This is a genomic window from Alloscardovia venturai (assembly GCF_042676605.1).
GTDB lineage: Bacteria > Actinomycetota > Actinomycetes > Actinomycetales > Bifidobacteriaceae > Alloscardovia > Alloscardovia venturai.
Map to the genome: position 1 here is coordinate 418,511 of NZ_JBHTHQ010000021.1, position 15,137 is coordinate 433,647.

Genomic DNA, 15,137 nt, shown 5'->3' on the forward strand with positions numbered 1-15,137 from the left:
CCCTCCGGCAGCTGGGTGGAGCGGACAACGGGACTCGAACCCGCGGTCTCGACCTTGGCAAGGTCGCGCTTTACCAACTAAGCTATGTCCGCACAGTGCTCATTTAAGCACAAAATAGAAGAATAATATAGGGTGTCGATATTCGCAACTTTTCCAACCATGAGTGTCGCACTATGCGACATATCATAAATGCGCAGTGAGTACGCAAGGGTCTACAATTGCCACACTCTCATTTCGAGAGTTTATGCTTATAGCGAAACTCTATCCCGCTACTTTGCAGTACTCTCGTTTTGAGTGTTACTCTCATATCATAAACGTAAAACGACGTTAACACGTCCCACATTTAAAGGAAAATATCATGACAAACGTAACAATTATCGGCGCAGGAAACATCGGAAGTGCAGTTGCAGGCATCGCACTGAAGTCTGGAGCACACGTACAGGTACTCGACCGTTCTACCGAAAAAGCACAAGCAATTTCTGATTACGTCCACGCAGGCACTTTAGGCGACGAAATTACAGGTGACATTGTCATTCTCGCGCTTCCATATGAAGCAATTGAATCCGTCATAGCCGAACATGGAGCACAATTTGCAGGCAAAATTGTCGTCGATGTCACTAACCCACTCGACTTCCAAACTGGCGATATTATAGCAGACGTTGCCACTACCTCTGCCGCAGAGAAATTTGCTACCGCACTCCCTCAGTCCACAGTCATTAAAGCGTTCAATACCAACTTCGCTGCAACCCTCGGCATGGGAAACGTTCACGGGCAGACTACAACAGTGATGATGGCTTCCGATAGCTCGGAGGCTAAAGAGACATTTGCTTCTATCATCAAGGGTGCTGGATTAAAAGTTATCGATGCTGGCGCTTTGAAGCGTGCTCATGAGATGGAAGCTTTCGGAGCACTCCAAATCAACCTTGCTATGACAAACCAAATTCCATGGACCGGCGGTTTTGCTGTAGTCACTGAATAGTCGTTACTCTCTTATCGGAACTCGGTTTCGTTTTGACATTCTATGAAGTACGATATTCATTACTATGAAGAACGCAATCGAATTTAATCCGTACAGCAAGGCATGCCCATCTCGCGAAGTACTTGGTGAGGTGGGCAACTTGTGGAGTGTACTCATCATCGTCTCTTTAAGCGACGGTCCACTACGTTTTGGACAACTTCAATCACGCATTGAAGGTATTTCCAACCGCATGCTCACCCAAACGCTACGCAATCTCGAACGTGATGGACTCATCTTGCGCACACAACTTCCAGAAGTTCCACCACGAGTGGAATACTCTCTCACCGATCTTGGCACCCATATGCTCAAGCCACTATCTCAAGTCGAAAAATGGGTATTACAGTATATGCCTCAGATTATGGAAAATCGAGAAAAGTACGATGCTATCGTAGCAGAGTAATGCTCAAATATTGCGTATATTATTGCGCATCACGCTCAGCATTTATCGCATTATTTTTTCGTTCACGAATTTCCTGAAGTAGCAAGGCCACCTCGTCATCGTTCATATTCTTCACTTGCCTGTGCACACTCTCCATGACCACATGCCCAGCAGTGTGTGCAGGCAATTGAACATCATTTGACTCATCGTCATCAGAATCATTCAAAATCAACATTAAATCTGCGGTCAAGATAGACGACGGCAAAGCGATGATAGCGATACCCATAATTGACGACACCATAGTAAACAGACGACCGATAGTTGTAATGGGATAGATATCCCCATATCCCACTGTTGTCAATGACACCGTAGCCCAATACAATGCATCAAAGAATGTTCTAAAGGTTTGTGGCTCAACGTTAAAAACAACCAGCGCCGCAATAAAAATGTATGCAATAGCGACCATAAATACGATAACTAAAGATTCTCGCTGCTTTTTGAAAGCTTGAACAAGCAAATCAACAGACCGACGACGCCGTATATTCTTAAAAATCATCAAACCACGAACTATGCGTAGCAGTCTAAAAAGCCTGAAAATACGCAAACCATGATTAATCGGAGTAAATCCAGGGAGAATAGACAGCAAATCGACGATAGACTGAAGCCTAAACGGATATCGCACAAAACTCATCCAGCCACGCTTCTGCTCAGACTCTCCCAAATCAGCGCATGCCCAGTGCAGAATATAGTCAACGACAAAAACAACCGTTGCACCTTTATCAAGCCAGTGCATCCACTCAGGAACAGACCCCTTTGCCATGAGCGGCACAAGACTCAAAATAATAATGACCAACATCACACGGTCATAGAGTGATACATCCTGATCAGCGTCTGGCTCTATAAAATAATACAGCTGAAGTCGATTCATACTCTTCATTCTACGCTGCCATGAGTCATACTCTCCTCATGTGGATTCCAGTGTGTGCAGCACACAGGTTCTTTGGACTTTGCGAATTGATATAGATAGTCGGAATACTGGCAAAAGCAACTATATCAACACATTCAGCGAAAACAATACACTCAAATTGGGGAGCAAAACCAGTAAAATACTCATAGAAATGCTCCCCAATTTTAAGGAAATAAAGATGGCTGTTTCTTATGATGAAGTCCAAGAGTTACTGACTACTCGCGCAGATTTGAATGCACGTCTCCGTTTACTCCCCTATGACGGCAATCCAGAAATTAAGGAACGCAACGGCGGGAAATATCTCTATACCCGTAAACGAGTAGCAGGAAAACAAACATCCACCTACATCGGAATTTATTCCGATGAACTCTATAATTTGCTCTTACGCAATGCACGCGAAGCACGCGAACTTCGGAAACAAATACGGCACATCGAAAGCCAACTGACACAGATAGGGTATTCAGGCGATAATTTATCGAATGAAGTACTCACTAATATTGCCTTTGCTCGAACTAATATGAAGTCAAACATTTACGATCAAGCAGTACTTGAAGGTGTAGCAACATCGTTCCCACAAACTGAGGAAATCATTGAAAATGGTAAGGTTTCAGGCGTATCAGCATCTGACGTACAGAAGATTCTCAATTTGAAACATGCCTGGGAGTTCATTCTCGACCATGATGTAATTTCAAGTCGGACAGATTATTATATGCTCAGCCACATCGCTGGACTTATCAATGAAGGGTTCTTTTACAACGGCGACCGCATTCGCGGTGTACCGGTAACGATAGGCGGAGCATTTTACGTTCCTCCAATCCCTCAGGAGCATGAAGTAAAAGAGAATATACAATCAATTGTTCACAGCACAAAGAGCGCAATAGATATCGCTATCGAGTTGTGTTTATATTGCATGAAGACCCAGATATTCCTTGACGGGAATAAGCGTGCATCTGTTATTTTTGCAAATCATTATCTTATCGCGCATGCGGGCGGATTCCTCGTCATTCCCGAAAAGCAGGTTCCACGTTTCAAAGAATTGCTCGTTCATTACTATGATGGTGAGGATATTTTAACCATTGCAAAGTTCATGAAAGAAAACTGTTGGAAGAAGATCGAGTAAGTAAAGCTTGCGCTCCTCCCTAGAATAAGTTGTGAGTCGATAGTGTCAATCAGTATTACTGCGATAATATTTGTCTATGACGAATACTTGTATGTTCTGCACCATTGCACATCATAAAATGCCAGCACATATTATCTATGAAGACAGCTCCACAATCGCCTTTCTCGATATCAATCCATACTCATATGGGCACACTCTTGTTATCCCTAAAATACATACGCTCAACATCCTAACTGCCACAGATGAAACTCTTGGACACGTCATGCATACAGTGAAATTAGTGTCAAACCATTACATAAACGACTGTGGTTACGACGGCATCACCGTACTGAGTGCCTGCAATGAAGTAGCAAATCAATCCATTCCTCATCTTCATATACACATTGTTCCGAGAAAAAATGACGATAGTCTTTCAGCCCTTTCCGATGTATTTTCTCAGACACATTCGTACGACCTCAATGAGGGCGAACAAATCTTGACGATGCGACCATAGGCATTTACTTTTCACTATTTATCTAGCCTTCTACCGGCGGATGGAAGTAATGCCTACGGCATACCGAGTGGTATTCACTGTCTCCTATCATGATTTGCTCGCCCTCAGTAACCTGATGTCCGTCAATGAAACGTGCATTCATGATAGCTTTATGATTGCATTGAGGATAGTAACAGATAGTTTTAATTTCTTCGATTTTATCTGCAAAAAGTAATAGTTCAGCTGTACCTTCAAAAAGATGATTTGCGAAGTCATTCTTGAGTCCGTAGCAGATAACTGGAATGCCGTACTCGTCGACGATACGAGCAAGCTCATGCACATTTTTTCTCGACAAGAATTGCGCTTCATCAACAAGTACGCACTGAGGAGTCACCCCATCAACTATCACATAAGACACAATATCTTCAAACGTATCATCGGGACGAATAATTTGTGCCTCAGCCTTGAGACCTATGCGCGACGAGATAATCCCCTCTCCTGCTCTCGTATCCATCACAGGTGTCAAGCATACGACATGCTTGAATTGCTCTTCATAATTATGTTTCGTCTTCAAGATGTCGATGGTCTTGCCGGAATTCATCGCTCCGTAACGAAAGTACAATTGTGCCATGCACACCAATATACTTCTAACAGGCTATCAGCTCGCAGACACCACGTTCTAGTGTGCGCTACACTAAATCACATGCGTATCGTTCTTCAAAAAGTATCTCGTGCCTCTGTCACTATCAATCCCGATAAGAGTAATCCCGAAACATTGAGTTTCAATGCCAAACCTGAATCAGAACGATCAATTGGTATAGGTTTCGTTCTCCTCATCGGCGTAGAAAATGCTGATACGAGCGAAGACGTAGCATGGACAGCACGAAAAATAGCAGCCATGCGCGTTTTCCAGGATGACAACGATAAGATGAACCTTTGTATTAAAGATGTCGAAGGCTCTATCTTGTCTATCTCGCAATTCACTTTGTACGCAGATATTCGTAAAGGCAACCGTCCAAGTTTTGTCGATGCAGGTGAGCCACATCATGCTCAGAAAATTTGGACGATGCTCAATAATGAGCTCCGCGATACCTACAATATTCCTGTGACAACCGGCATTTTCGGCTCGCACATGAATGTGCAACTCGTCAATGACGGCCCGGTCACTATCCTAATCGACACAAAGATGATGATGCCCCTTACACAGCCGAAGTAGCTTCCCGGGTAGGCTCCCCCTTACTTTTGACGGCAAAGATAGAAATAATGACACATATGAGTAACAAGAACTGATAAAACAGGAACGGTATGATGGAAATTGTCGAAATTTTTGCTAAACTTGCCGCAATGAGAAGCTGAGCACCATAAGGAATAATTCCCTGTCCTATGCACGAGAAGACATCAAGTAATGATGCAGCCTTGCGTGGGTCAATGTCAAATTCTGTAGCAATATCTTTCGCGATTGGCGCAGACATAACGATAGCCACAGTATTATTTGCAGTAGCAATGTCCATAACTAAAGTGAGCAAACCGATGCCGAAACTTCCACCGATGTGACCATTGAAGTGCTTCTTCACAAAGTTCAGAATCCACGTAAAACCGCCATTAGACTTTATCAACGCTCCTATCGCACCTACAAGAATAGCTACGAGAATCGTCTCGCTCATACCAGCGGTTCCATCCTTTAGGGATTGAAGCATGGTTACCACAGTTAGGGATCCTGTCGCTAAACCTACAATACCAAAGAGTACAATCCCGGCACATAGTACAGCAAAAACATTAACACCTGCGAGTGCTGCGATAAGTACAACGATATAAGGGATAACTTGCCAAAAATTAAAGTCATAATGATGTGCCTGCCCTGTCCCACCCTGCAACGATATAAAAACTAAAATTGCGAAAGTGACGATAGCAGCAGGAAGAGCTATCTTAAAGTTCACGAGGAATTTATCTCTCATGCTCACGCCTTGACTCTTCGTAGCTGCGATGGTGGTATCAGAAATGAACGATAGGTTGTCGCCAAACATCGCTCCACCTATAACTGTCGCAACAGCAAGAGGAACCGAGATTCCCATATGCTGTGAAATGCCAAAGGCAATAGGGACAAGCACAGAAATAGTACCCACGCTCGTGCCCATAGCCATAGAAATTAAACAGGCGATGAGAAACATGCCCGGCAGAGCAAAACGTCCAGGAATAACGTTCAGCAACACATTTGCAGTTGATTGTGCGCCGCCGGCTGCCTGAGCAATACCACTAAAAGCACCTGCAGCGATGAAGATAAAAATCATGATAGTGATATTTTCATCGCCTATACCTTGCGCACAAATACGAATCTTCTCTTCAAAACTGCGAGCGCGATTTTGTACTAATGCCACAATCAACGCTACAAAGAAAGACACAACTACTGACATGACGTAGAAACCATTGTGCCCTTTGATGGGATGAATATATTCAAAATAGATACCCGCGCCAAGATAGATGATAAGGAATACTGCAACAGGTATCAGAGCAGACAGGCTTGGCTTTTTCTCTTCCATTCACTCACTCCATATGATTTCTTACTAGGTATCTCATAAATAACAACTGATAGATATGGTAGACCTCATAGTCAGTGCAACGCGCAGTTTCAGATTCTGAAGTTTCTATAGCACAAGGTCAATTAAATTTATAGCAATTCCGCTCTTGGTTTCCTCTTTTGTGTGCTTTTTGCACGTTCCTGTACGCGTATTTTGTGTATACCTTTGCGTGTTGAGGTCTTTTCAATGCTTACTTTACGTGGCAGTATGGGAGACATGAGTGAAAAAAATGCTACTTCCCCAGCTATGCGTAAAACGAATGCACTTGTTCCTCTGCCCAAGTGGAGAGTTGTACTTCTTATCATGGTTGGCGTCGCGGTAGTCCTCGGTACACTGTCTGCAATTAACCGATCATCACTCGGCGTTGTGACGTCCCGTGCTCCTTTTGCAGATGTACACGGCCCATTGATGATTTTTGGCTTCTTAGGTACTGCAATCAGTTTGGAGCGTGCTGTCGCTTTCCAAACCGGCGGCGCAACGAAGCCTCGCTGGGGTTTTGTAGCTCCTGCTCTTGGCGTTCTCGGCAGTATATGCATTCTTACGGAACTCGTTTTCGGCGTTTCGACACTTCCAGGGACAGCTCTCGGATGGTGGGTCATACCTGGCGTTGTGTGGACTACTCACATGATTGCACTGAGCTGTGTCTATGTGGCTATTTGGAAGAGGCAACACTCTATTTCTGTCCTTATTCAACTTCTTGCGGCTATTGCTGGAGTTCTAGGAGCATTCATCTGGGCATATGGCGTAAGCGCTGCTCGCGCCACGCCATGGTGGCTCATCTTCCTTGTGCTCTCTATCATCGGCGAAAGATTGGAGCTTTCTCACGTCGCTTTCGTTGCTCCGTGGGTGGAGCCAGCACTCATTGGCTTGAGTATCACAAATCTCGTATCACTGTGCGTGCTGTATTTTGATACGACAATCGGTTATGTCGCTTTGGGTGTGAATATGGGATTTCTTCTGTGCATCATGCTTTACAACGACACTGCAATCCGCACGTTCAAGCTTCCTCGCTTTACTGGTTTTATGGGTCGCAGCATGCTTCTTGCCTATTTTTGGGGTCTTACCGCGGCGCTGATTTGGATCTTTGTTCCTGTTGGTTCAGGAAGTTTGTTTGCTGATGTAGCTATACATGCCATTGCTCTTGGATTTACTGTTTCCATGGTCATTGCACATGTGAGCATTATTGTCCCTGCTATCACACGACGAGGTCTGCCTTATTCTCCAGTGTTCTTCCTACCTTTATTACTACTTAATGCTGGCGTACTTCTCCGACTTATAGGTGCGATTATTAACAATACTCTCGTATGGAAGAGTGGAGACCTCGTCAGCATAATCGCCGTATTTGCGCTGATGCTATGCATTATCGGCTCTGCAGTGTGGGGCGTGATTCGTCGTCGTCGCAGTGGTCATCGAAACGTATCTCGATCTGTTTCACAATCCGCACACCACCGGACGCCAATTCCGACACGGCATGAAACGCACAGTCGCATCGGTCGAAAGACTGCTCTTGAAAACGACCCAGTACATGCACATCTCATGACAATCTCTGCTACTGCGACCACTCTTACTGTCATTGTGACGATATTATGCATTGTAATCTCTACAGTTCGTCCAGATCTTGCTCAGCATAGCTCATTGGACACTTCTCACACTTCATCCTCTACGGTCGCCTCTGGTCGAAAGATTACGCTTACACTTGTAGCGCACGATATGAGTTTCAACAAAAAATCTTTTACTGTTTCTACGGGTGACGATGTGACTGTCACTTTTATAAACAACGATTCTCAATCTCACAACGTTGTATTCTCAAATGGAGTCGTAGGTAAGACAATCGGCGCGCACCAATCAACAAAAGTTCGCCTCGGAGTTCTCACCAAAAATACGGAAGGTTGGTGTTCATTGCCGGGACATAAACAAATGGGCATGGACTTCTGGATTTATGTCACTGGCAGTACGCAAAATTCTCAGACCTCAAGCTCCTCTGCTACGCAGTCATCTCATCTTCCTACGCAGTCAGAGCTTAAAAATTACGCGCAAAAGACCTCTGTTCACAGTGCAGTACTTCCGCAGCCTTCCCAGCATGATGTCACTTTTACCATTCATGAGAACACCGTGAAAATTACTGATAATTTCGCACAAAAAATGTGGCAATACAACGATTCCACCCCAGCTCCTACCATTCGTGGAACCGTAGGTGATACATTCCATGTCACCGTAAAAAATGAAACTCACATGGAACACAACGTTGATTTTCACGCAGGATTAGATGGGAACCCGCAAAATCTCATGGGGCTTATTAAACCAGGAAAATCCCGTATTTATACCTTCACTGCACAACGTATGGGAATTTGGCTATATCACTGTTCAAATATGCCGATGAGTCAGCACATGGCAAATGGCATGATTGGCGCAGTAATCATCGAGCCAAAAGATGGACTTGCGCAGGTGGACCATGAGTACGTTCTCGTGCAGTCTGACCAGTATCTTAGCTCCCCCGGTGGCACCGCAGATACGACAAAACTATCTCATATCCAACCTGATATCGTTTCTTTCAACGGGCGGGCATATCAGTATGACGCGCATCCTCTTGACGCAAAAGTTGGCGAGCGAGTACGTTTCTGGATTCTCAATGCCGGACCTAATATTCCTCTTGCGTTTCACATCGTTGGAGCACAGTTTGACACGATATGGAAGGAAGGAGCTTATACAGTAAATCGCCAAGCAGGCTTAGGCTCTCAAACTCTTGATCTCATGGCATCGCAAGGAGGATTCGTCGAAACTGTTTTCTCCTATCCTGGCGACTACACGTTCCTCAACCATATTGCTTCGTACGCTGAAAAAGGAGCTCACGGAATTATCCACATTAGCGAAGCGCAGTAGATGACCATAAGAGCGGTATCTACCTAGGTTTTTGTGCATGACACTATAGAGAGCTTAAATTTTTGTGAGACGCAAACTCACCTGAGTAAGAAAGAACTGGTATATACAAGGTATGATTACAGTACTTATCACCGGTTTTGACCCTTTTGCTAAAGAAACGATAAACCCGTCGTGGGAAGCGGTGTCTCGATTAGATAGCACCATCTCCAACGCGAACATTATTAAGCTTCAACTTCCCACCGAGTTTAAATCCTCGCGCGAGAAATTACGCACAGCGATTGCACAGTACTGCCCTGACATTGTACTCTCTGTCGGTCAAGCTGGCGGTCGCAGTGGTATCACTCCTGAGCTTGTGGCTATCAATTTTGACGATGCTTCGATCCCAGATAATGCCGGCTATGAGCCTCATGAGGAAACTATCGAGCGTGAGGGCGAAAATGCATATTTTACTCAGTTACCCATCAAAAAGATATGTGTAACACTAAAGAAGGCAGACATACCGTCTTACATCTCTACTACTGCAGGTACCTACGTGTGTAATCACGTCATGTATGAAGCACAATTTTTGCGGTCTACCGAGTATCCACAGCTCAAAGCAGGATTTATTCATATTCCATTCTTACCGCAGCAAGTAGTAGACAAACCCGGCATGCCATCTTTATCTCTGGATGATGATGTCCGCGGTTTGACGCTTGCTATCGAAACGATTGTCAAGGAACTTGCGTAAAGAGGTACGGCGAATGCTGCTCTACCTGTTCTACAATCTGCGCTGTATGCATAGTCAGCAGTAAAGCTCTATTGTCATTGCTTTTCGCACTCTCAGCGCTTTATATCTGCCCCTATTCTATCGAATAACGCGTTAGAGGGCTGTCTAATCATCACGACTAGACAGCCCTCTAGCTAGCTAGATATAGCTTGTACTACTACACGTGCTACATCATATGCTTTCTTCTGTATACCGCAGCTCCGATAAGTGCCACACCACCAAGGAATACAAGAGCACCAAATATGCCGATGCTCATGCTGTTGCTACCAGTGCGAGGAAGCTCCTTAGATTCGGTTGCGCTATGCTTTGTCGTAGGCGTCACCGTTGTGGTCTCGTGCGATGCCTCATGCTCAGGAGTCGATGGCTGCTGAGGCTTTGTGTCACCAACAACCTTGACCTTCATCGTGCGAGAAACCGTCGTGCCATCCTGCAGGGTGTAATGGTAGACAACGGTGTATTCACCAGCTTCTGACATGTTTACATCGGAAGTAACATTCAAGTTAGCATAGTTAATTGTTGTGTTAGTGATAGGATCTTTACCGCCGAGATAGTATGTCGCAGCATCAAATGTATCGTTTACATGAAGCGTAACTTCTTTCTCAGCACTGATAACCTTGTGCATAGACACGTAGAACGCCTGATCTCTTGCAGGGGCTGCTGGCTTTCCACTCTCATCGACGAACGCCGCAGTAGCACTATGGTTATAGCGCAAGACTGGCATAACTCGAGTACTGTCGACCTGCGTCACATATCCGAGTGAGTTTACCTTTGCATTGATTGGGTCGGTCTTGATCGCGTAGTTACTCGTCGTGTAGTTCGTCACCTTATCCGTAGCATACTTATCAACGGTATCTACCTGAAGTTGGTGCCAAATGGAGAACTTGATGAAGTCTTCGGATGCCAGTGGCATCGCATCTTGCAACTCAGGGTCGCTGATAACTTCATATGTTCCGTTGCCCTTGGCAATCGTCCCGAGGACCTTGTTAGTCATAAGATCACTGATCTGTTTATTCCCGCGGACACCGACAAGGTTGAGATTGATGAACTTGTATGGACGTGCGGAATAATCGCGAACCTGCAAATTTGTAGAAGTGTCCCACGCTGAGTTGGTCTCCACGTACTTGAGTGGAATCTTAAGCTCCACAGACGTTCCAGCTAGAAGCTGTCCTTGGACGTGGACTTCCTTCAGCGTGCTCCAATCTGGCGCGACTGTACCATTGAGCACATCTTGACGTGCCACATTCGTACCGTCGGTGAAGTAGTAGCGGATTGGCAGAGAGGCATCCACACTCGTGCCAAGCAAATCCCCGGAAACACGGGAAGTATCAACCTTCAGCTCGTTGTGGTTCTTCTTGCCGTCAAGAACATTTGCCATGTAGATATTCAGGCTGACGTTCTTCTGCGTGTTGTCCGTATTTTTGAGATTGACATGGTAGACAATATCGTTCGCACGGTCGATATCAAAGATGTCAGCTCCATTAGCGACGGAGCTGTAAATCATCTTGTCAGTGCTCACGCCCGCATACGTATCTGCGCTACCATTCGAGGAACGGTCACCGTTCGACGTTACGTAGTTGTAGAACTCGTAGCCGTTATTCGTTGTAACTTCGGTGCCATTCATACGCATCTCGTTCGGATAAATTGTCTTTAACGTATCCGCCGCATAAGCAGTCGATGCTATACCCACTGTCATGCATAATGTCAGCACCGCGACGATTGCTGCTTTGACTTTTTTCAAAACAGTACTCCCTAACCTATCGTTTCTCGATAAAATTCAGCACAACGCTGTTTGCTGCATACTGTAGCAAAACTGCAGGACGCTCAGGTTCTGGTTTGAAGTGCAACACTGGGATTGGGTAGTGTTGTTTTCTAATATTGTAGCGAGGTTTTGCTCGAACACCACGTTAAGAGTCATATACCTCAGAACTTTCAACGGGGTGTTGTAATCTGGTCTACACACGTATCAAGCTCTTCCTGGCTGATAGTGTGGTAAGGTGTGTTTTCTTTGGAAGATACCGGCGTAACTGTTTATTCCTATTCTCGTACGACCCACGCTACCAACTCGAGTATAGGTCAGCAAAATACGACAGCATCCCTAACGCCTCATTCACCACATGATGCAGACTTGCTTCAGTCCCGTTATCCCACGTACGAGTAAGCCGTGCTTGAGGTGGAAGCTGGGAGAATACTTCGTATTCCGCCCTCATCGTAGAAACCGCACTCTTATCCGGAATCAACGTGGCAATAAGTTTGTGGCTGACTCGTTCGACTTGTGTATTCATACACACACTCGTCTATCTTAGTCCCACGACGGTATCGGATTCCCGGTGTCCAAACTCACGGCGAGAATCAACTGTACATGGTCGTTTACTGATAGATACCTTCAAGGGGATACGAGGCCTTGTGCGAGTTCTGGAGTATTTCTTCTTTCTGCTCTTGTGGTGGCAAGCTAAATACTGTCACAGCTTCTTTGAGCGCATAACAGGGCTGTGAATCCACTGATACACACTCTGTGTACTCATCCTCATCACTGGATTATCAGGGTACTGATATTTCAATCGTCTACTGATAGCTGGGGGACTGTGACCCCTTTTCTTAAGGAATCTATGACAAATTCTCTAAAGCTGGTCACACGTGTTGAGTCGTGGTTTCCTACGACTATTCTTCGCTCTCTGGTCTGCTTTACGTTGAGCTGTATCTGTCATGTAAAAAGGCTCATGCGTCCATAGGTCTGTTTGTAAGCCTGCGGGTTTATACGGACGATACGAGTTATCCATCGTTGGATACAAACCACAGCCCACGGTGTAGTTCTCGACTAATGGTGGATTTACTCCTTTTAAGCTGGCGTGCTATATCACTGATAGAGTACGGTGTTGCGCGTATCGCGTGGACTCGATTAATACACGCTCCTTCTTGCAAATATGCGTATACTGTGACATATGGAGTGCAATTCTTTCTGTTAACTCGTCAGTAGTGTTGTTTTTCTTTTTTCCATTACCAACACTACAAAATGAAAGGTCACACTCCAAACCAGAATTTAGGACATTAATATATTAATCAAATATCATATGAATAAAGGAGTATTCTATGGTTTCTTCAACTTCCTTCACTTATATTCTCACCGACGAAGAAAAAGAGATTATTGATTCGGCAAAGACGCTACGTAAATATATTGAAGCGCCTGTTCCCAAAATATTCAGTGAGGAGTTTAAACCGCGCCTTGCTGACTTTGCAAAAATAACCTATGATGCCCGCACGCGTCTGAGTAAAATATATCCAGCAGGTATCGATATTGAGTCGTATCTACAAGCTGACTGGGAAGAAGCATTTGCACAGGGCATCTATTACATGCATGATGAAACAAGTGTGAGCTTCCCTATACATTACACAACTAGTTCTGGAATTCCGCTCGATATATCTATCCGTCGTAATCACGAGTCGCATGATTTAAGCGGTCTACTGTGGTTTATTTCATATATTCCTGATTTAACTCGCTTACAGGTCGCATATTCCCATCCAGTCTTTACGACAGATACAGTACAAAGTTAGCAGGAGTACTCTGAACTACCAGACGTTGACTATGCTTCCATCGCCGCTTTTAAAGCTACTAACGACTACGCTCAGGGTGCTCTTCCCGAGGAGCTCATTGAGGAGCTCCTCGATAGTAAAGAACGTTTCACATCTCTTGTATGGATTGGTGAGCGTTGGAGTAGTCAACTTCGTGACAGTGCAGGAAACAATATCAACGTGGATGCGCTACTTGATCGTGATTGGGACAATGCTAAAAACGAAGACGCAATACGCTATTATGAGGGCAAAGTAATTTTTCCAATCAGCATCATGCGCGACGACTCGAAAACTCCAATTGAAATTTCTATTAAGAAACGTGACAGTTATGCAACGATGAACATCCCAAATCCTAAAGAGTGGGTAGTAAGTTATGTCAATACGCGTGTTTTCCAGAAGAAAACTCACTCAAATGCTCTCAGCGAATGGGCAGTTATGGGGAACTGGGCAATTGTACTTGAAAAGCTCGCAGGATTGGCACTTCCTGAACAATGGGACATCGCAACGGTTGGGAAAAAATTAACTCCAAAACATACGATTCTTAAGAGTTATTTAACATATACTTTTTACCGTTTACAGCAAGAAGACAAAGTCCAAATTAATCGAGAAAAAGGAATTTGCGCCTTCAACACGGGTCTTGTAAATCGAACATATGAGCCAATCTACGCATGCTTTACAGCAATTGATGAAGATAAGAAGTGGAAGTTCCAAGATTTCTGTAAAGCAGGTTCACGTCAGTGGGGTAAAAAGCTAGTAGCTACATTCAACCCACTACCCCAGCGCGCTAGCTATTTTGCTCGAAAAGAGGATTTACTCTTCGATACTGATGCACCATTCGAACGCGATACTGACCATATTCTGCTTGATAATATTAATCGTCTACCTTATGAGTTCTTAGCCGATGAAATGCGTAATGTTCAGGAAGCGCAGAATCTACTTAAAACCGCATATTCATCTCCAAACTCACAAGAGAGAAAAGCAGCATTCGAGGAGCTTGAGGATATTATTCAGGATGATTCTCGTGTAAAACGTCGTCTGATGAATCGACTTGACGATGCGATTGAGCTTGCACGCAAACGCGTTGAATGGAATTATAAGACAGCCGTGCCAGCATTCTATCCTTCACGAAATGTGATGTGCATCTTACTTCCACTTGATTTGACTGATGATGACAAGCCAGATGTAGCACTAGTTGCTGAGCTTACTGAATCAGGAGCATATCTCGGACAAACGATTATCACCATGAATATGGCCTATAACAACGCACGTCTGATTGCGCGACCTGACAGTGACTGGCTTAGTACATCAGATACGTATCGCTACTCAGAAGACGAAGATTTACTTCTCGATGAGTAATTGCTGCGATTGGAACGACAAAATCCTCCCCTGAAT

General features: G+C 44.6%; 13 protein-coding genes, 1 tRNA gene and 1 pseudogene. 9 read left to right on the forward strand and 6 right to left on the reverse strand.

From position 1 onward, the window contains the following. Positions 1–16 precede the first annotated feature (16 nt). A tRNA-Gly gene (locus ACFQY8_RS05235) sits at positions 17–92 on the reverse strand. A gap of 266 nt (positions 93–358) precedes the next feature. Between ACFQY8_RS05235 and ACFQY8_RS05240 the strand changes: the two genes are divergently transcribed. Together ACFQY8_RS05240 and ACFQY8_RS05245 are read left to right on the forward strand one after the other, a co-directional pair. Beyond that, positions 359–979 carry an NADPH-dependent F420 reductase gene (locus ACFQY8_RS05240; protein WP_377938839.1) on the forward strand — a complete coding sequence of 207 codons (621 nt, stop codon included), beginning with the start codon at positions 359–361 and terminating at the stop codon, positions 977–979. A gap of 64 nt (positions 980–1,043) precedes the next feature. Continuing rightward, entirely contained in the window at positions 1,044–1,418 is a 375-nt protein-coding gene (locus ACFQY8_RS05245) for a winged helix-turn-helix transcriptional regulator (protein WP_377938840.1), read from the forward strand. Between the two features lie 19 nt (positions 1,419–1,437). Here ACFQY8_RS05245 and ACFQY8_RS05250 read toward each other — a convergent pair whose 3' ends face one another. Beyond that, positions 1,438–2,325 (reverse strand): potassium channel family protein, encoded by an 888-nt coding sequence (locus ACFQY8_RS05250; RefSeq protein ID WP_377938841.1) that lies wholly within the window; start codon positions 2,323–2,325, stop codon positions 1,438–1,440. A gap of 217 nt (positions 2,326–2,542) precedes the next feature. Between ACFQY8_RS05250 and ACFQY8_RS05255 the strand changes: the two genes are divergently transcribed. Together ACFQY8_RS05255 and ACFQY8_RS05260 are read left to right on the forward strand one after the other, a co-directional pair. Further along, positions 2,543–3,484 (forward strand): cell filamentation protein Fic, encoded by a 942-nt coding sequence (locus tag ACFQY8_RS05255; protein WP_377938842.1) that lies wholly within the window; start codon positions 2,543–2,545, stop codon positions 3,482–3,484. Positions 3,485–3,560: 76 nt separating this feature from the next. After that, positions 3,561–3,977 carry an HIT family protein gene (locus tag ACFQY8_RS05260; RefSeq protein ID WP_377938843.1) on the forward strand — a complete coding sequence of 139 codons (417 nt, stop codon included), beginning with the start codon at positions 3,561–3,563 and terminating at the stop codon, positions 3,975–3,977. A 22-nt stretch (positions 3,978–3,999) separates the two neighbouring features. Here the strand turns inward: ACFQY8_RS05260 and ACFQY8_RS05265 are convergent, their stop codons facing one another. Continuing rightward, positions 4,000–4,587 carry a thymidine kinase gene (locus ACFQY8_RS05265; RefSeq protein ID WP_377938844.1) on the reverse strand — a complete coding sequence of 196 codons (588 nt, stop codon included), beginning with the start codon at positions 4,585–4,587 and terminating at the stop codon, positions 4,000–4,002. 72 nt (positions 4,588–4,659) lie between these two features. On the opposite strand from ACFQY8_RS05265, the gene dtd reads away from it, so the two are divergent. Further along, a complete protein-coding gene (gene dtd / locus ACFQY8_RS05270) occupies positions 4,660–5,172 on the forward strand; it encodes a D-aminoacyl-tRNA deacylase (protein WP_377938845.1) in 513 nt (170 codons plus the stop codon). On the opposite strand, the gene ACFQY8_RS05275 is transcribed toward dtd, so the two are convergent. Continuing rightward, entirely contained in the window at positions 5,156–6,493 is a 1,338-nt protein-coding gene (locus ACFQY8_RS05275) for a Na+/H+ antiporter NhaC family protein (RefSeq protein ID WP_377938846.1), read from the reverse strand. The genes dtd and ACFQY8_RS05275 overlap by 17 nt on opposite strands. A gap of 255 nt (positions 6,494–6,748) precedes the next feature. On the opposite strand from ACFQY8_RS05275, the gene ACFQY8_RS05280 reads away from it, so the two are divergent. Beyond that, a complete protein-coding gene (locus ACFQY8_RS05280) occupies positions 6,749–9,412 on the forward strand; it encodes a multicopper oxidase domain-containing protein (RefSeq protein ID WP_377938847.1) in 2,664 nt (887 codons plus the stop codon). Between the two features lie 112 nt (positions 9,413–9,524). Next, positions 9,525–10,139: a pyroglutamyl-peptidase I gene (gene pcp / locus ACFQY8_RS05285; RefSeq protein WP_377938848.1), complete on the forward strand. Its 615-nt coding sequence runs from the start codon at positions 9,525–9,527 to the stop codon at positions 10,137–10,139. A gap of 205 nt (positions 10,140–10,344) precedes the next feature. Here the strand turns inward: pcp and ACFQY8_RS05290 are convergent, their stop codons facing one another. Together ACFQY8_RS05290 and ACFQY8_RS05295 are read right to left on the reverse strand one after the other, a co-directional pair. Continuing rightward, a complete protein-coding gene (locus tag ACFQY8_RS05290; protein WP_377938849.1) occupies positions 10,345–11,916 on the reverse strand; it encodes an LPXTG cell wall anchor domain-containing protein in 1,572 nt (523 codons plus the stop codon). A gap of 83 nt (positions 11,917–11,999) precedes the next feature. Continuing rightward, positions 12,000–13,117, reverse strand: a pseudogene (locus tag ACFQY8_RS05295) (IS30 family transposase). Between the two features lie 148 nt (positions 13,118–13,265). Between ACFQY8_RS05295 and ACFQY8_RS05300 the strand changes: the two are divergent. After that, complete coding sequence (locus tag ACFQY8_RS05300; protein WP_377938850.1) at positions 13,266–13,727, forward strand: hypothetical protein; 462 nt, start codon at positions 13,266–13,268, stop codon at positions 13,725–13,727. A gap of 198 nt (positions 13,728–13,925) precedes the next feature. After that, the gene (locus ACFQY8_RS05305; RefSeq protein WP_377938851.1) at positions 13,926–15,101 is read left to right on the forward strand and encodes a DUF3825 domain-containing protein; all 1,176 of its coding nucleotides are present in this window, start codon (positions 13,926–13,928) and stop codon (positions 15,099–15,101) included. Positions 15,102–15,137: the final 36 nt, after the last annotated feature.